Annotated in this window: 16 protein-coding genes; 10 read left to right on the top strand and 6 right to left on the bottom strand. The window is 70.4% G+C overall.

The annotated features are described in order from the left end of the window. Positions 1–3 precede the first annotated feature (3 nt). Positions 4–1683: an AMP-binding protein gene (locus ADL25_RS22395; RefSeq protein WP_059129537.1), complete on the top strand. Its 1680-nt coding sequence runs from the start codon at positions 4–6 to the stop codon at positions 1681–1683. Then, a complete protein-coding gene (locus ADL25_RS22390) occupies positions 1680–3287 on the top strand; it encodes an AMP-binding protein (RefSeq protein ID WP_059129536.1) in 1608 nt (535 codons plus the stop codon). The genes ADL25_RS22395 and ADL25_RS22390 overlap by 4 nt, the downstream gene beginning before the upstream one ends. Before the next feature lie 96 nt (positions 3288–3383). Here the strand turns inward: ADL25_RS22390 and ADL25_RS22385 are convergent, their stop codons facing one another. Further along, entirely contained in the window at positions 3384–4142 is a 759-nt protein-coding gene (locus ADL25_RS22385; RefSeq protein ID WP_059129535.1) for a hypothetical protein, read from the bottom strand. 229 nt (positions 4143–4371) lie between these two features. Here ADL25_RS22385 and gcl point away from each other — a divergent pair, with 229 nt between their 5' ends. Beyond that, positions 4372–6156, top strand: a complete 1785-nt coding sequence (gcl, locus tag ADL25_RS22380) for a glyoxylate carboligase (protein ID WP_059129534.1) — start codon at positions 4372–4374, stop codon at positions 6154–6156. A gap of 202 nt (positions 6157–6358) precedes the next feature. Here gcl and ADL25_RS22375 read toward each other — a convergent pair whose 3' ends face one another. The 4 genes from ADL25_RS22375 to ADL25_RS22360 all read right to left on the bottom strand — a co-directional run bounded on the left by ADL25_RS22375 (position 6359) and on the right by ADL25_RS22360 (position 9510). Continuing rightward, positions 6359–6997, bottom strand: coding sequence for a TIGR04222 domain-containing membrane protein (locus tag ADL25_RS22375; protein WP_267889272.1), 639 nt, complete (start codon positions 6995–6997; stop codon positions 6359–6361). A gap of 97 nt (positions 6998–7094) precedes the next feature. Further along, the gene (locus ADL25_RS22370; protein WP_059129532.1) at positions 7095–7331 is read right to left on the bottom strand and encodes a hypothetical protein; all 237 of its coding nucleotides are present in this window, start codon (positions 7329–7331) and stop codon (positions 7095–7097) included. Between the two features lie 402 nt (positions 7332–7733). Then, entirely contained in the window at positions 7734–8627 is an 894-nt protein-coding gene (locus ADL25_RS22365; protein WP_059129531.1) for a 2-hydroxy-3-oxopropionate reductase, read from the bottom strand. Positions 8628–8670: 43 nt separating this feature from the next. Further along, positions 8671–9510 carry a TIM barrel protein gene (locus tag ADL25_RS22360; protein ID WP_059129530.1) on the bottom strand — a complete coding sequence of 280 codons (840 nt, stop codon included), beginning with the start codon at positions 9508–9510 and terminating at the stop codon, positions 8671–8673. A 265-nt stretch (positions 9511–9775) separates the two neighbouring features. Here ADL25_RS22360 and ADL25_RS22355 point away from each other — a divergent pair, with 265 nt between their 5' ends. From ADL25_RS22355 to ADL25_RS22325, 7 genes are all read left to right on the top strand, one after another. Next, a complete protein-coding gene (locus tag ADL25_RS22355) occupies positions 9776–10024 on the top strand; it encodes a hypothetical protein (protein ID WP_059129663.1) in 249 nt (82 codons plus the stop codon). Then, positions 10021–10389: a helix-turn-helix domain-containing protein gene (locus ADL25_RS22350; protein WP_059129529.1), complete on the top strand. Its 369-nt coding sequence runs from the start codon at positions 10021–10023 to the stop codon at positions 10387–10389. The genes ADL25_RS22355 and ADL25_RS22350 overlap by 4 nt, the downstream gene beginning before the upstream one ends. A gap of 174 nt (positions 10390–10563) precedes the next feature. Continuing rightward, positions 10564–11073: a 2-oxo-4-hydroxy-4-carboxy-5-ureidoimidazoline decarboxylase gene (gene uraD, locus ADL25_RS22345; protein WP_059129528.1), complete on the top strand. Its 510-nt coding sequence runs from the start codon at positions 10564–10566 to the stop codon at positions 11071–11073. Between the two features lie 12 nt (positions 11074–11085). Beyond that, complete coding sequence (gene uraH / locus ADL25_RS22340) at positions 11086–11484, top strand: hydroxyisourate hydrolase (RefSeq protein WP_059129527.1); 399 nt, start codon at positions 11086–11088, stop codon at positions 11482–11484. Between the two features lie 8 nt (positions 11485–11492). Beyond that, entirely contained in the window at positions 11493–12413 is a 921-nt protein-coding gene (gene pucL, locus ADL25_RS22335; protein WP_059129526.1) for a factor-independent urate hydroxylase, read from the top strand. 124 nt (positions 12414–12537) lie between these two features. Beyond that, a complete protein-coding gene (locus ADL25_RS22330; RefSeq protein WP_059129525.1) occupies positions 12538–13917 on the top strand; it encodes an 8-oxoguanine deaminase in 1380 nt (459 codons plus the stop codon). 201 nt (positions 13918–14118) lie between these two features. Next, positions 14119–15486, top strand: coding sequence for a nucleobase:cation symporter-2 family protein (locus ADL25_RS22325; RefSeq protein WP_059129662.1), 1368 nt, complete (start codon positions 14119–14121; stop codon positions 15484–15486). Between the two features lie 8 nt (positions 15487–15494). Here the strand turns inward: ADL25_RS22325 and ADL25_RS22320 are convergent, their stop codons facing one another. Next, positions 15495–16088 carry an exonuclease domain-containing protein gene (locus ADL25_RS22320; RefSeq protein ID WP_059129524.1) on the bottom strand — a complete coding sequence of 198 codons (594 nt, stop codon included), beginning with the start codon at positions 16086–16088 and terminating at the stop codon, positions 15495–15497. Positions 16089–16626 lie beyond the last annotated feature (538 nt).

The raw sequence follows: 16626 nt of genomic DNA, 5'->3' as shown, positions 1-16626 counted from the left end.
CACATGACGGCGAACACGGACGCGACGGAGGCCTTCCGGGCCGCGCGGGACTTCCTGCTGGAACATCGCGAGGAGTACGAGGCGGCGTACTCGGGCTTCCGGTGGCCGCGCCCGGCGTACTTCAACTGGGCGCTCGACTGGTTCGACGTCATCGCGGACGGCAACGACCGCACGGCGCTGCACATCGTGGAGGAGGACGGCACCGTCACCCGGCTGTCCTTCGCGGAGATGGCCGAGCGCTCGAACCGCGTGGCCAACCGGCTGCGGGAGTGGGGTGTGCGCGCCGAGGACCGTGTCCTCGTCATGCTGGGCAACCAGGGCGAGCTCTGGGAGACCGCGCTGGCCGCGATGAAGCTGCGCGCGGTGGTCATCCCGGCCACTCCGCTGCTCGGTCCCGCCGACCTGCGCGACCGCGTCGAGCGCGGCCGGGTGCGGCATGTCGTCGTCCGCGCCGGGGACACCGCCAAGTTCGACGAGGTGCCCGGCGACTACGGCAGGATCGCGGTCGGCGGCGCGCCCGAGGGCTGGCGGGCGTACGAGGACGCGTACGCCTCGGACGCCGACTTCCGGCCGGACGACCCGACGCACGCCGACGACCCCCTGATGCTGTACTTCACCTCGGGCACCACCGCCCGGCCCAAGCTGGTCGAGCACACCCATGTCTCGTATCCGATCGGCCACCTGGCGACCATGTACTGGATCGGCCTGAAGCCCGGGGACGTGCATCTCAACATCTCCTCGCCCGGCTGGGCCAAGCACGCCTGGTCGAACCTCTTCGCCCCGTGGAACGCGGAGGCGACCGTCTTCCTCTACAACTACACGCGCTTCGACGCGACCCGGCTGATGACCGAGATGGACCGCGCGGGCGTGACCACCTTCTGCGCCCCGCCGACCGTGTGGCGCATGCTCATCCAGGCCGACCTCGGCCAACTGCGCACCGCCCCGCGCGAGGCGGTCGCCGCCGGCGAACCGCTCAACCCCGAGGTGATCGAGCAGGTGCGGCACTCCTGGGGTGTGACCGTGCGGGACGGTTTCGGGCAGACGGAGACGGCCGTACAGGTCTCCAACAGTCCCGGTCAGCCGTTGAAGACGGGGTCCATGGGCCGTCCCAGCCCGGGATTCCGCGTCGAACTGCTGGACCCCGTGACCGGGGCGCCCGGCGTGACGGAGGGCGAGATCGCCCTGGACCTGTCCGAGCGGCCCGTAGGCCTGATGACCGGCTACCACGCGGACGCCGAGCGCACGGCGGAGGCGATGTCCGGCGGCTACTACCGCACCGGGGACATCGGTGCACGCGACGAGGACGGATACATCACCTATGTCGGGCGCTCCGACGACGTGTTCAAGGCGTCCGACTACAAGATCTCCCCCTTCGAGCTGGAGAGCGCGCTCCTCGAACACGAGGCGGTGGCCGAGGCGGCCGTGGTGCCCGCGCCTGACGAGGTGCGCCTCGCGGTGCCGAAGGCGTACATCGTGCTCGCCGCCGGCTGGGAGCCCGGTCCGGACACCGCGAAGGTCCTCTTCGAGCACTCCCGCCTGGTGCTGGCCCCCTACAAGCGTATCCGCCGACTGGAGTTCGGCGAGCTGCCCAAGACCGTGTCCGGCAAGATCCGCAGGATCGAGCTGCGCGAGGCAACGGCCGCCGGCTCCGAACACGAGTACCGCGAGGAGGACTTCCGGTGACCGAACCGTCGTACACGCACGGAACGAGCGGGACGTCCCTGCTGGGGGACACGATCGGTGACAACCTGGACCGGGCCGTGGCCGCCTGGCCGGAGGGTGAGGCACTCGTCGACGTCGCGTCCGGGCGGCGCTGGACCTATGCGCGGTTCGCGGAGGATGTGGACCGGCTGGCCTGCGCGCTGCTGGGGAGCGGGGTCGCCAAGGGCGACCGGGTGGGGATCTGGGCCGTCAACTGCGCCGAGTGGGTGCTGGTCCAGTACGCCACCGCACGCATCGGCGCGATCATGGTCAACATCAATCCGGCCTATCGCACCCACGAGGTCGAGTACGTCCTCAACCAGTCCGGGATCTCGGTGCTCTTCGCCTCCGTCAGCCACAGGACGAGCGACTACCGGGCGATGGTCGAGCAGGTGCGGGGCAGGTGCCCGCAGTTGCGCGAGGTCGTCCACATAGCCGATCCGAGCTGGGACGCGCTGCTCGGGCGCGCAACGCCCGACCTGCGCGAGGAGTACCGCGTCCGCAGGAGCGAGCTGTCCTGCGACGACCCCATCAACATCCAGTACACCTCGGGGACGACCGGCTTCCCGAAGGGAGCCACCCTCTCCCACCACAACATCCTCAACAACGGCTACTTCGTGGGCGAGTTGATCGCCTACACCGAGCAGGACCGGATCTGCATCCCCGTGCCCTTCTACCACTGCTTCGGCATGGTGATGGGCAACCTCGCGGCGACCTCGCACGGCGCCTGCATGGTCATCCCGGCCCCGTCCTTCGACCCGAAGGCCACGCTGCAGGCCGTTCAGCAGGAGCGCTGTACCTCGCTCTACGGCGTGCCGACCATGTTCATCGCGGAGCTGAACCTGTCCGACTTCGCCACGTACGACCTCTCCTCCCTTCGGACGGGCATCATGGCGGGCTCGCCCTGCCCGGTCGAGGTGATGAAGCGGGTGGTCGCCGAGATGCACATGGAGCAGGTCTCCATCTGCTACGGCATGACGGAGACCTCGCCGGTGTCGCTGCAGACACGGATGGACGACGACCTGGAGCACCGCACCGGGACCGTCGGCCGGGTCCTGCCGCACATCGAGGTCAAGGTCGTCGACCCGGCCGGGGTCACCGTGCCGCGCGGCACCGCCGGCGAACTGTGCACCCGCGGCTACAGCGTGATGCTCGGCTACTGGAACGAGCACGACAAGACCGCCGAGGCCGTCGACCCCGGCCGCTGGATGCACACGGGCGACCTCGCGATGATGCGCGAGGACGGCTACGTCGAGATCGTCGGCCGAATCAAGGACATGATCATCCGCGGCGGCGAGAACGTCTACCCGCGCGAGATCGAGGAGTTCCTGTACACGCATCCGAAGATCGCCGACGTCCAGGTGGTCGGGGTTCCCCACGAGCGGTACGGCGAGGAGGTCCTCGCCTGCGTCATCCCGCGCGATGCGGCCGATCCGCCGACGCTTCAGGAGGTGCGGGCCTTCTGTGAGGGACGGCTCGCCCACTACAAGGTCCCGAGCAGACTGCAGATCCTCGGCTCCTTCCCGATGACCGTCTCGGGGAAGGTGCGCAAGATCGAGCTGCGCGAGACCTACGCGCGGGACTAGGGCCTGTCGTGTGGATCATGTCGGCGTCGCGGGGCGCCGAACGGCGCGGTCTCTCCCGGCCGACCTGATCCGAACGACAGATCCTGGGAACGGGCGTCACCGGGCCCGGCCGGCGGCCAGTTCGTCGGCCGGGTTGTTCACCGGCTGCGGCGTGCCGGTGAGGTCGAGGACGAAGAGCGGGACGTCGAGACGGTCGGCCATGGAACGCGCGTCGTCGTCGTAGCCCGCGAGTGAGAAGTAGACGCAGCGGGCGGACGCGGACATGGCGGTCAGCCAGAGGCACTCCACGTCCCGCAGTTCGGCCGGGCGCAGCGTCGGGTCCACCTGCGCGAGGATCCCGCGCGCCGCGAGCCCGATCCCGTTCGGCTGCCGCTGGTCCGCGCGCCGGACGTGGCGGTAGCCGAGCCAGCGCAGATACTGCGCGGCGGCGGTGACGGCGTCCCGGGTGGTGCGGATGGCGACGGGCCGGAAGACGCCTCGGGGAGGCTCACCGTTCCCGCCGCGCAACGGGGCCGCCGTGCCACCTCCGTGCGTTGCCCCCGGGCCCGCGCCGACGGTGTCCGGGCCCGCCGGTGCGGCGGGTGCCGGTCGCGGTTCGCGGCGCAGGGGGAACCTGAGCATCGTTCCGCACGAACAGCCCAGCTCCGGCTGCGGCCACTCGCCCACCCGGTCGCAGGACCCGCAGCGGACCGTTACCCATGCGTCGTCCCAGGTGGGACGGGTGACGACGCGCGGTGCCGCGAGGCGGTCCAGCGGCGGGGTGACGGGCGTGCCGCACGGGCACGGATAGGCCGGCGCGGTGTAGAGGTGCTCGCGCCCACAGGCCGGGCAGCGCACCGGCACGGTCTCGGGCATGGCCCACTCCAAGGCGTCGGTTCAGGACGGCGCTCCCATGGTGCTCCCGCGATCCCCCGCTTGTCCTTCGCTTCGTCAACCGGGAAGCCGGGCGTCAGCGGCCCTTGACGCCTCCGGCCCGCCCACCTAGATTGATTCCAGATAGTAGAAAACAAATTCCACAATACGAAAGTGCTCACCGCGGGGCGCGACGGGAGCGCGAGTCCGACAGCCGAGGCAGGAGTACTCAATGGCTCGTATGACCGCTGCCCGCGCGGCAGTCGAGATCCTCAAGCGCGAAGGCGTCAGCGACGCGTTCGGGGTCCCGGGTGCGGCGATCAACCCCTTCTACGCGGCCCTGAGGGCCGCCGGCGGCATCCACCACACCCTGGCCCGCCATGTCGAGGGCGCCTCCCACATGGCGGAGGGCTACACCCGTACGCGCCCCGGCAACATCGGCGTCTGCATCGGCACGTCCGGCCCGGCCGGGACCGACATGATCACCGGGTTGTACTCCGCCATCGGCGACTCGATCCCGATTCTGTGCATCACCGGTCAGGCGCCGACCGCGGTCATCCACAAGGAGGACTTCCAGGCCGTCGACATCGCGTCGATCGCGAGGCCGGTCACGAAGATGGCCGTCACCGTCCTGGAGGCGGCACAGGTCCCGGGCGTCTTCCAGCAGGCCTTCCATCTGATGCGCTCCGGCCGTCCGGGCCCGGTCCTCGTCGACCTGCCGGTCGACGTCCAGCTCACCGAGATCGAGTTCGACCCGGAGACGTACGAGCCGCTGCCGGTCTACAAACCGGCGGCGACCCGCGCCCAGATCGACAAGGCGATCGGACTGCTCAACGCCTCCGAACGTCCGCTCATCGTGGCCGGCGGCGGTGTCATCAACGCCGACTCCGCCGAACTCCTCGTGGAATTCGCGGAACTGACGGGCACTCCGGTGGTTCCCACGCTGATGGGCTGGGGTGTCCTGCCCGACGACCACGAGCTGAACGCCGGAATGGTGGGCCTGCAGACCTCGCACCGCCACGGCAACGCGACGTTCCTGGAGTCCGACTTCGTCCTCGGCATCGGTAACCGCTGGGCCAACCGCCACACCGGCCGGCTCGACGTCTACACGGCGGGACGCACGTTCGTGCACGTGGATATCGAGCCCACGCAGATCGGCAAGATCTTCGCCCCGGACTACGGCATCACCTCCGACGCCAAGGCGGCCCTCGAGCTGTTCGTCGCGGCGGCACGCGAGCTGAAGGCGGCGGGCCGGCTGCCCGACCGCTCCGAATGGGCCGCCGCTGCCCAGGAGAAGAGGGCCCGCCTCCAGCGCCGGACACACTTCGACGACATCCCGATCAAACCGCAGCGCGTCTACGAGGAGATGAACAAGGTCTTCGGTCCCGAGACGCGGTACGTCTCCACCATCGGCCTCTCACAGATCGCCGGCGCCCAGATGCTGCACGTCTTCAAGCCGCGCCACTGGATCAACTGCGGCCAGGCCGGACCGCTCGGCTGGACCGTCCCCGCCGCGCTCGGCGTCGCCAAGGCCGACCCGGAGGCGCCCGTGGTCGCCCTGTCCGGGGACTACGACTTCCAGTTCCTGATCGAGGAGCTGGCCGTCGGGGCCCAGCACCGGATCCCGTACATCCATGTGCTGGTGAACAACGCCTATCTGGGCCTGATCCGCCAGGCGCAGCGGGCGTTCGAGATCGACTTCCAGGTCAACCTGGAGTTCGAGAACATCAACTCGCCCGAGCTCGGCGTCTACGGCGTCGACCATGTGAAGGTCGCCGAGGGCCTGGGCTGCAAGGCGATCCGGGTGACCGACCCGAACGAACTGGGCGCCGCCTTCGAGCAGGCCAGGAAGCTCGCCGCCGAGTACCGGGTCCCGGTCGTCGTCGAGGCGATCCTGGAGCGCGTCACCAACATCTCGATGTCGACGACCAACGACATCTCCCAGGTGGTCGAGTTCGAGGAGATCGCCACCGAGCCCGGGCACGCGCCCACGTCCATCAGGACGCTGAAGGTCTGACACAACGTGAGGGCCCCGCCGGTGCGGCGAGGCCCTCACCTCTCCCGCGCGGGCCGTCCGTGTGCGGCCCGGCCGGCCGTTGCCGGGTCCCTGCCCACCCCCACGACGGACGTCCGGCGACCCACGCTCCACGCGCCGAACGACGCGCACCCGGGACCTCGTCCCGCGGCACGGACCGCCGCTCCGCAGGACCCGAGCGACCTCATGTCGTGCCGCAGGAGAGACCCGAGCCGTCGCCCCCGCCCCAGGACTGCCGCAGCTCGAGCTCCGTGGTCCCGCTCCGCCCGACGAGCCCCGCCTCGCCTGCGAAGCGCGGTACGAGCGCGGTCAGCGCCCGGTCGCCGTACAGCGCGACGGCGAGCAGCAGTTCGTCGTCGGACAGGCCCGACCTCGACGCGGGGAGAGGGGCGCCGTCCCGAAGGTGCCCGCGCAGGCGCCGCCCGGACACCGTGGGGCCGGGCAGGAAACCGCGCAGCAGTCCGGCCGCCACGAGCTCCCGGCGCAGTTCGGTCAGAGCTTCGCGCACGCCCCGCCGGTCCATCAACTGCCGTAGTCCCGCGGGCCGGTAGAGCGCGGAATGCACGGCCTTGGCGAGCGCGGGCACGGGCCGGCCCGCGGCGCCGAGCGCCCGTGCTGTCCGCATCGTGCCCGCTCGGCCCGCCTCGACGGCGCCTCGCAGATGCAGGTCGAGCACGGCGACCGTGACGGCGGCGCGCGGACCGCCCCGCAGAAACGCGATCTCGTGCGGCTCCGGCCGATTCGTCTCGGTGTCGCCCATGGAATCCTCCGAACGGGGCGGGGCCCGCCGCCCCCGTGTCGGCGGGTCCCGCGTGCCTCGAATCTGCCCCGGCCGAGGGGGAGTTGAAGCCTCCCGAGCGGTGTTCAGAGGTTGATTTGAGGGTTGCGTACCCGGTGTACGCCCGCGGGCGTAGGCGGGCTCATTCGGTGTCGTGCTCGGACAGGCCCGGCCAGTCGTCGGGCCCGCCGCCCTGCCACTCGATGAGGTCGCTCTCCTCGACCTCGATCCGGTCCAGGTCGGCCAGCCGCAGGATCTCGACGACATCGTCCAGGTGACTGGCGATCCCGAGGGTCACCGGGCCCTCGGTGACCCGGCGCGAGCCGTCCAGGGCCGGGGAGTGCACCACGATGTGCGGATGTTCCGTTGAGTTCTGCATGTCTTCAGGCTCCTGCCGTCGGGGCCGATCCGCACCCGGGCACACCGAGAGCGCCGGACACGTCGTTCCGTGTCCGGCGCTCCCGGTGCGTACATGAGGGGGGACCGCGACGGGTGCGACGGTCCGGGGCGGGCCTCTCTCGGGTCGAGAAGCAGGCCCCGGGCCTTCACCACCGCACTGGCTCGCACGCCGCCGCGGCCCTCCCCCCAACCCGCCGCCGGGTCGGGCGACCACCCCTCATCCGGGTCGCCGTCGGCGGCGGGTCATGCGTCCGCTTCCCGACCTTCCGTCAGGGTCCGGACGCGGTCTCGGGCTCGTCGAAGGTGGTTTCCGGGCCGTGGCGGCGCCTTGGGCGCGACAGGACAGTTGTCGGCGCCGCCGCGGCCCGGAGTCTCGGAGGTGTCAGACCTGCTCGCCGGAGAGGCGTTCCACACCGCGCAGCAGGGCCGAGTGGTCCAGTCCACCGTCGCCCTGCGCCCGCAGACTGGCGACCAGTTGGGCGACCACGGCACCCACCGGGATGGCGGCCCCCACGGTGCGGGCCGCGTCCGTGACGATGCCCATGTCCTTGTGGTGCAGGTCGATGCGGAAGCCCGGCTTGAAGTCGCGGGTCAGGAAGTTGTCCTTCTTGCGCGCCAGCACCGTGGAGCCGGCGAGTCCGCCGCCCAGGACGTCGAGGGCCGCTCCGAGATCCACGCCCGACCTCTCCAGGAACACCACGGCCTCGGCGCACGCCTGGATGTTCACCGCGACGATCAGCTGGTTGGCGGCCTTCACCGTCTGGCCCGATCCGTGCGGACCGCACAGGACGACGGTCCTGCCGAGCGCCTCGAAGATCGGTCGCGCCGCGTCGAAGTCGGTCTGCTCACCGCCGACCATGATCGACAGCACGGCCTCGACCGCGCCGGCCTCACCGCCGGAGACCGGGGCGTCGAGCACCCGGATGCCCTTCTTCCCGGCGGCCGCCGCGAGATCGACGGATGTCCGCGGGGTGATCGAGGACATGTCGATCAGGAGGGTGCCGGGCCGGGCGTTCTCCAGGATGCCCTCCGGACCGTATGCGACGGCCTCGACCTGCGGGGACGCGGGCACCATCGTGATCACGACATCGGCGCCCCGGACGGCCTCGGCGACGGAACCGGCCGCGGTGCCGCCCGCGGCGCTCAGCCGCTCCAGCTTCTCCTGCTCCAGGGTGTAGCCGGTGACGTCGTATCCCGCCTTGATCAGGTGCTCCGACATGGGGGAGCCCATGATGCCGAGGCCTATCCAGGCGATCTTGGGGAGCGTGGTGGTCATGGGGCGCCTCTCTGACTACTGCGATACGTCGTTGGGTTGCTGCTCAGCGGGCGGCGCGTGCGTGGGCCGGCAGCCAGCCGAAGGCCTCGGCGCTCGGTGCGTCCCCCGGCTTGTACTCCAGGCCGACCCAGCCGTCGTAGCCCGCCTTGGCCAGCTGGTCGAGGAGGTCCTCCAGGGGGAGGGACCCCGTGCCCGGTGCGCCGCGGCCGGGGTTGTCGGCGATCTGGACGTGGCCGGTCCTGGACGCGTACCGCTCGATCACCGACGGCAGGTCCTCGCCGTTCATCGACAGGTGGTACAGGTCCATCAGGAACCTCGCGTTGCCGAGGCCGGTCGCGGCGTCGACCGCGTCCACGACCTCCATCGCGGAGGGAGCGCTCACCAGCGGGTACCGCGGTGACTCCGGCCTGTTGAGGGCCTCGACCAGCAACACGGCCCCGATGCGCTCCGCGGCCCGCGCCGCGAGCACCAGGTTCTCCAGGGCGAGCGCGTCCTGAGCTGCGGGGTCCACACCGTCGACGCGGTTGCCGTACAGGGCGTTGAGCGCCTTGCAGCCGAGCGACTGCGCGAAGTCCGCCGCGACGTCGACGTTGGCGCGGAACCTCTCCGACTCCTCGCCCGGGACCGACAGCGCCCCGCGGTCCGGCCCCGGAAGCCGTCCTGCGTAGAAGTTCAGCCCGGTGAGCCGGACTCCCGCGTCCTCGATCGCCTTTCTCAGGGCGTCGAGCCGGGACCGCTCCGGGGCGGGGGAGTCGGCCCAGGGCCACCACAGTTCGACCGCGGTGAAGCCCGCCGCGGAAGCGGCCGCGGGACGTTCCAGGAGGGGCAGCTCCGTGAAGAGGATCGACAGGTTGACGTTGAAGCGCTGGTCCGCGAATCCCATCAGGGTGCCGCTCCTTTTCCGTATTGCGGAACTATCTTTCTGCCTTATGGAAAGCCTGCCGCCGGGTGCGGAGGCTGTCAAGGGCGTGCGCCGAAAACCGGGCCCGCAGCCGGCGGGTGCGAGCCGGGTGCTGCTGCCGCCCTCTTTTCGGGGCGGGGTCCGGCGAGGTGGTCCGTTAAGGTCTCTGCAGGCGGCCGGGGCGGTCCGACCCCGACGGTGGACCCGGCGGTACGCGCGGGTCGGAGGAGATGCCATGGGGGCACAGGTGCGACTGAGGGTGGAGTTCACGACCGAGCCCTTCGATCTCGACGAGGCGCCGGCGCATGCGCTGGTCGCCCGGGAGGTCCTCGGCTCGGCCGAACTGGACGCCGTGGACGTGGGCCCGTTCGGCAACACCGCGGAGGGGGCCGCCGACGTAGTGCTCGATGCCGTCGGCGCTGTGCTGCGCAAGTCCCTCGAGGCCGGTGCCACCCGGATCTCCCTGCAGGTCAACGTGATCGGGGAGGGGGAGTGACGGGCCTCGGCGACGAGCCGTTCATCGCGGCCGTGAAGCCGCTCGTCGACGCCATGGGCGGCGAGATGCTGCCCCCGGACCAGGCCGGCCCCGACGATGTCGTACTGGCCTGGGAGGGCGCGGACGTGGTCGCCGTGCGCCTGCCCCAACTCGCCGACTCGCTCGATCACATCCTGGCCGCGATGGAGCGCCGGTGCGGCAAGCCGCTGGCCGAGCTGGACCGCAAGGCCAAGCAGGAGGTCGTCCGGATACTGGAGGCGCGCGGTGCCTTCTCCGTGCGCCATGGGGTGGAGACCGTCGCCGGGGCTCTCGGCGTGAGCCGCTTCACCGTCTACAACTACCTGAATCGTGAGAAGGGGGCCTGACCGGCCCCGGAGTTCCTTTTCTGAGCCCGCCGCGAACCGCCGCCCGGTGTCCGAGTGGCGGTTTCCGTGTTCCGGCCCTCGCGGCCCTGAATTTTCAACAAAGTGTTGACGTTGCGTCGCGGGTGGGCGTTAGCTGTTCGCAAGCCGTTCAGCCCCCAGGCCACGGAGGCTCCCGTGACTTCGACTTCCACGCCGCCGGGTCTCACCCGGTTCAACTCCCTGGCGGAGCCCACGGCCCGGGCCGTGCTCCTGGAGGTGTGCGCCTCCACGACATGGGCCGGGCGGCTCCTCGCCGCGCGCCCCTACACGGCGGCCGAGGACCTGTACGCCGCGAGCGACGCCGCCGTGGCCGGACTGACCGCGGAAGACCTGGACGAGGCCATGGCGGGACACCCCCCGATCGGCCGTCCCCGGGCCGGGGACCCGGCCTCGGCCCGTGAGCAGCGCGGTATGGCCGGGGCCGCCGAGGAACTCAAGGCGGAGATGCTCGAACTCAATCTGGCGTACCAGGAGAAGTTCGGCCATGTCTTCCTGATCTGCGCGAGCGGGAAGACCGGGGAGCAGATGCGTGACGCGGCCAAGGAACGGATCGGCAACGGGCCGGAGCAGGAACGGGAGATCGTCCGCACCGAACTGGGCATGATCAACCGTGTTCGGCTCGCCCGACTGCTCGACACCGCCTGAAGAGGAAACCGCATGAGCACCGAGACCACCGCCTCCGTGTCCACGCACATCCTGGACACCAGCGCCGGCCGCCCCGCCGGGGGAGTCGCCGTCCGCCTCTTTGCCCGATCGGGCCGGGGCGCGGACTGGCGCGCGCTCGGCGGCGGCGCGACCGACGCGGACGGCCGGTGCAAGGACCTCCCGGCCCCGCCGGAGGGAACGACCCACGTACGGCTCGACTTCGCCGTCGAGGCGTACTTCGAGAAGAAGCAAGCCGATGCGCAGCAGGACGCCCCCGCGAATCGGGACAGTGGTGCGGCAGGAGTGTTCTTCCCGGAAGTGGCGATCACGTTCGCGGTCGTACCGGGCGAGCACTACCACGTACCGCTGCTGCTCAACCCGTTCGGCTACTCCGTATACCGAGGGAGCTAGCAGACACCATGGCAGACCATTCCCACCCGGCCCGCCCGGCGGTCCTGGGACAGAACCAGTACGGCAAGGCGGAGAACCGCGTCGTCAAGATCACGAGGGACGGCGCCACCCACCACGTCAAGGACCTCAATGTCTCGGTGTCGCTCTCCGGCGACATGGAGGAGGTCCACTACTCCGGCTCGAACGCCCACGTCCTGCCGACCGACACCACCAAGAACACGGTGTACGCGTTCGCCAAGGAGTACGGCATCGAGTCCGCCGAGCAGTTCGGCATCCATCTGGCCCGGCACTTCGTGACCTCGCAGGAGCCCATCCGGCGGGCACGCATCCGCATCGAGGAGTACGCCTGGCAGCGGATCGCGACCTCCGGTGAAGGCGCGCACTCCTTCGTCCGCGAAGGCCGCGAGACACGGCTTGCGCAGATCACGTACGACGGTGGGACATGGGAGGTCGTCTCGGGTCTGAAGGACCTCGTCGTGATGAACTCGACCGATTCCGAGTTCTGGGGTTACGTCAAGGACAAGTACACGACTCTCCCCGAGGCCTACGACCGCATCCTGGCCACCGAGGTCTCCGGCCGCTGGCGGTTCAACTGGACCGAGGAAGCGCGGGAGATGCCCGACTGGGAGAAGTCCTACGAGCAGATCAGGAAGCACCTGCTCCAGGCCTTCGCCGACACCTACTCCCTGTCGCTGCAGCAGACGCTGTACAAGATGGGGGCACGCATCATCGAGCACCGCGACGAGATCGACGAGGTCCGCTTCTCGCTGCCGAACAAGCACCACTTTCCGGTGGACCTGGAGCCGTTCGGACTGAAGAACGACAACGAGGTGTACCTCGCCGCCGACCGCCCGTACGGCCTGATCGAGGCCACCGTGCTGCGGGACGGCTGCGAGGCGAGGATCCCGGTGGACCTCACCAACCTCTGACGCACCGGGTGCCCCCGGTCCCCCGGGGGCACCCTCATCCTTCGGCACCCGAGGCCCCCGGGCCGCGGCACTCAAACCTCCGGGGTCCTGCCGTGCCCTCTCCACAGAGCGAAAAGGACGAACCGTGGCAGCAGACCGGCGCATCGTCATCGAGAACTGTGCGATCGCGACCGTGGACGCCGACGACACCGAGTACGCCTCGGGACATGTCGTCGTCGCCGGGAACCGGATCGAAGCGGTCGGCGCGGGCAGGGCGCCGGAGAACCTGGAGAACGTCGTGCGGCGCGTCGACGCCTCCGGCCACCTGGTCACCCCCGGCTTGGTCAACACCCACCACCACTTCTACCAGTGGATCACCCGGGGCCTGGCGACGGACCACAACCTGTTCGACTGGCTCGTGGCGCTGTACCCGATCTGGGCGCGCATCGACGAGCCCATGGTCTACGCGGCCGCACAGGGTTCACTGGCCATGATGGCCCGCGGCGGCGTGACCACCGCCATGGACCATCACTACGTCCACCCCGAGGGCGCCGGCGACCTGTCCGGCGCCGTCATCCGCGCCGCCCGGGAGACGGGCGTCCGGTTCACCCTGGCCCGTGGCTCGATGGACCGCAGTGAGAAGGACGGCGGTCTGCCGCCGGACTTCGCGGTCGAGACCCTGGAAGGTGCGCTGGCCGCGACCGAGGCGACCGTCGACGAACACCACGACGCCTCGTTCGACGCCATGGTCCAGGTGGCGGTCGCGCCCTGCTCCCCGTTCTCCGTCAGCACCGAACTGCTGCGCCAAGGCGCGGAGCTGGCACGGCGGAAGGGCGTGCGGCTGCACACCCACGGGTCCGAGACGGTGGAGGAGGAGAAGTTCTGCCACGAGCTGTTCGGCATGGGCCCGACGGACTACTTCGAGTCCAGCGGCTGGCTCGGCGAGGACGTGTGGATGGCGCACTGCGTCCACATGAACGACTCCGACATCGCCGCCTTCGCCCGCACACGGACGGGGGTTGCGCACTGCCCCTCGTCCAACGCCCGTCTGGCGGCGGGTATCGCCCGGGTCCCCGACATGCTCGCCGCCGGCGTACCGGTCGGGCTCGGAGTCGACGGCACGGCCTCCAACGAGTCCGGCGAACTCCACACCGAGCTGCGCAACGCGGTGCTGATCAACCGGCTGGGCGCCCATCGGGAGGCCGCCCTCAACGCCCGTCAGGCATTGCGCCTGGGCACGTACGGGGGCGCTCAGGTCCTGGGCCGCTCCGCGGAGATCGGTTCCCTGGAGCCGGGCAAGCTCGCCGACCTCGTGCTCTGGAGGCTCGACACCCTGGCCCACGCCTCGATCGCCGACCCGGTGACCGCGCTGGTCCTCGGTGCGGCGGCCCCGGTCACGCTCTCGCTGGTCAACGGCGAACCGGTCGTCGAGAACGGCCGTCTGCTGCACGTCGACGAGGAAGCCGTCGCCCGCTCCACACGGGACGAGGCCCGGCGCCTGGCGCGGATCGCCGGGCGCGACTGAGCAGCCGAGGACTCCGGCGGGGAGGGACGGCTCCCGGCCGGCGGCCGTGGATCCGAGCGGGATCCACGGCACCCGTCTCCGGGGCACGCAGGGACGTGCGTGCCCCGGAACGGACTTCCGTCCCCGAACGCACCCGACCACATGCACCACCTCCTTGAAACCCACGTCGGAGCCGACGTGCAACCGACCGGAGGAACCACCGTGGCCGCCCACCCAGTCGACGAGAAGCTCCCCGCCCTCAAGATGGCGGCCAGTGGCCTGCAACATGTGGCCGCCATGTACGCCGGAGTCGTCGCCCCACCTCTGATCGTCGGCGCCGCCGTGGGCCTGACCGGCACCGACCTGACCTTCCTCACCGGTGCCTGTCTGTTCACCGCGGGCATCGCCACCCTTCTGCAGACCCTCGGTCTCTGGAAGATCGGCGCCCGGTTGCCGTTCGTCAACGGCGTCACCTTCGCCGGAGTCGCGCCCATGACCGCGATCGCCGCGTCCACCGACGACCCGTCCGCCGCCCTGCCGGTCATCTTCGGCGCGGTCGTCGTGGCCGGGCTGCTGGGCTTCCTGGCGGCCCCCTTCTTCAGCAAGGCCGTCCGCTTCTTCCCGCCGGTCGTGACGGGAACGGTCATCACCCTCATCGGGGTCTCGCTCCTGCCGGTCGCCTTCGGCTGGGCGCAGGGGCCCGACCCCGCCGCGGACGACTACGGGTCCGCGACACAACTCTCCCTGGCGGGGGTCACTCTCGTCGTCGTCCTGCTGCTGCGCCGCTTCACCCGCGGCTTCGTCAAGCAGATCGCGGTCCTGCTCGGGCTCATCGCCGGCACGCTCGTCGCGATCCCCTTCGGGGTCATCGACCTCACGCCCGTCCTGGCCGCGGACGTGTTCGGCTTCCCGGCCCCGTTCCACTTCGGGGCACTGCAGTTCCACCTGGCCGCGATCCTGTCCCTGTGCGTGGTGATGGTGGTCTCGATGACCGAGTCGACAGCCGACATGCTCGCCCTCGGCGAGATCGTGGAGCGTCCGGCCGACGAGCGGACCATCGCGGCCGGCCTGCGCGCCGACACCCTCGGCTCCGCGCTGAGTCCGCTGTTCAACGGCTTCATGTGCAGCGCCTTCGCGCAGAACATCGGCCTCGTCGCCATGACGCGGATCCGCAGCCGCTTCGTCGTCGCCACCGGCGGTGGTTTCCTCGTCCTGTTGGGGCTGTGCCCGATGGCCGCCTCGCTCATCGCCGTCGTACCGCGCCCGGTCCTGGGCGGGGCGGGGGTGGTCCTGTTCGGCTCGGTGGCCGCGAGCGGCATCCAGACCCTCGTGCGGGCCGGACTGGACAAGGACGACAACGTGCTGATCGTGGCCGTCTCATTGGCCGTGGGCATCATCCCCATCACGGCCCCGCACTTCTACCACGCCTTCCCGCAGACGGCCCGGATCGTGCTGGACTCCGGCATCTCGGCCGGCTGTGTGGCCGCCGTCCTGCTCAATCTCGTCTTCCACCACCTGGGCCGGCGCCGAGCGGCCGAGGACACGAGCCGTCCCATGGATGCGGGCGAGGAGATCGCGGCGGCGCACTGAGCCGGTGCCTACGCGGGACCCGGCCATGCCATGAGGTTGGCGAGGAGCTCGGCCTGCTCCACAGCGTCGTCCAGGGCGTGGTGCGAGTGAGGGCGCTCCGAGAGCAGATGGGGCGGCATCGTGCGCTTGGCGACCGCGCGCAGGGGGAGCCCCGCCTTCGTCGCGTAGAGGGTCTTCATGTCCAGGCAGCCGGAGTGGCCGAACGGGCTCGCCCCCGTGAAGCGGATCAGATACCAGTACAGGAACGTCCAGTCGTACGAGGCCGGGTAGCCGCACATCACGGGCTGCCTGCCGGCGCTCACTTCACGCACCCAGTCCCCGAACTCCGCGAGCGCGACCCCGGGTTCACTTCCCTCGGCCTTCAGCCGCTCCCGGTCGAGCCCGCTCACCGCCAGCGCCTGCGGGTCGAACTCCTCGCTGATGGGGCGCAGTTCGCGGTAGAAGGTCTGCTGCTGCGGATCGGCTGCGGTGAAGCCCTGGGCGTCATGGAACCCGGCCACCGCCGCACCCAGGCCGAGCATGGAGTACGGGCCCGGAATCGGGCCGTCGGCCTCGATGTCCACGGACAAGTCTCTACCTGAGGTGACACTCTGAGCGACCATGATCCGTGATCAAGGTCTGGAAGTAACCGCAGGTCAGAGCGCTGCATAACCATGCGGATCATGGTGGATTTGCCAACTGCAAACATCCGGCGCTCTGAGCGCCCCTGAGCGGGTGCCAGCACTGCCCCCGGTCCACCCGTCCGGCCGGTGTGCCGGACGCTGCCAGGGACGGCCAGGGGAGCGCCGCTCCCGTCTGCCAGCACGGCCAGCAATGGCCGATGATCTCCGCTGTCATCTCCATCCGCGTGGAGATGCAAGGGCTCACGCCATGGCCACCACTGCACGCCGTTGCACTGGCCATCCATGCACCGTGCAGCCATGCACGCTTTGCCAGTCCATGACCTGAGCACGGCCAATCCATTGCCATGTTTGCTGTGCAACCAGGGGCAAGGCTGTACCAGTACACGACCACGCAGGCCAGCGGCCTGCGCTGAGCCTGCGCCCGTGGGTGAGCAAAGCTGGAGCGAACGCTCCGCCGCGCCGCTGGCGCGCATCATCGCAGGTCAGAGGGGCAGAGCCTCCCGTCTGACCCGGGGGT

It is taken from the genome of Streptomyces sp. NRRL F-5122, from assembly GCF_001507435.1.
Lineage (GTDB): Bacteria > Actinomycetota > Actinomycetes > Streptomycetales > Streptomycetaceae > Streptomyces > Streptomyces lannensis.
The sequence above is the reverse complement of the archived record's forward strand: the minus strand, read 5'-3'. Positions and strand labels throughout refer to the sequence as shown.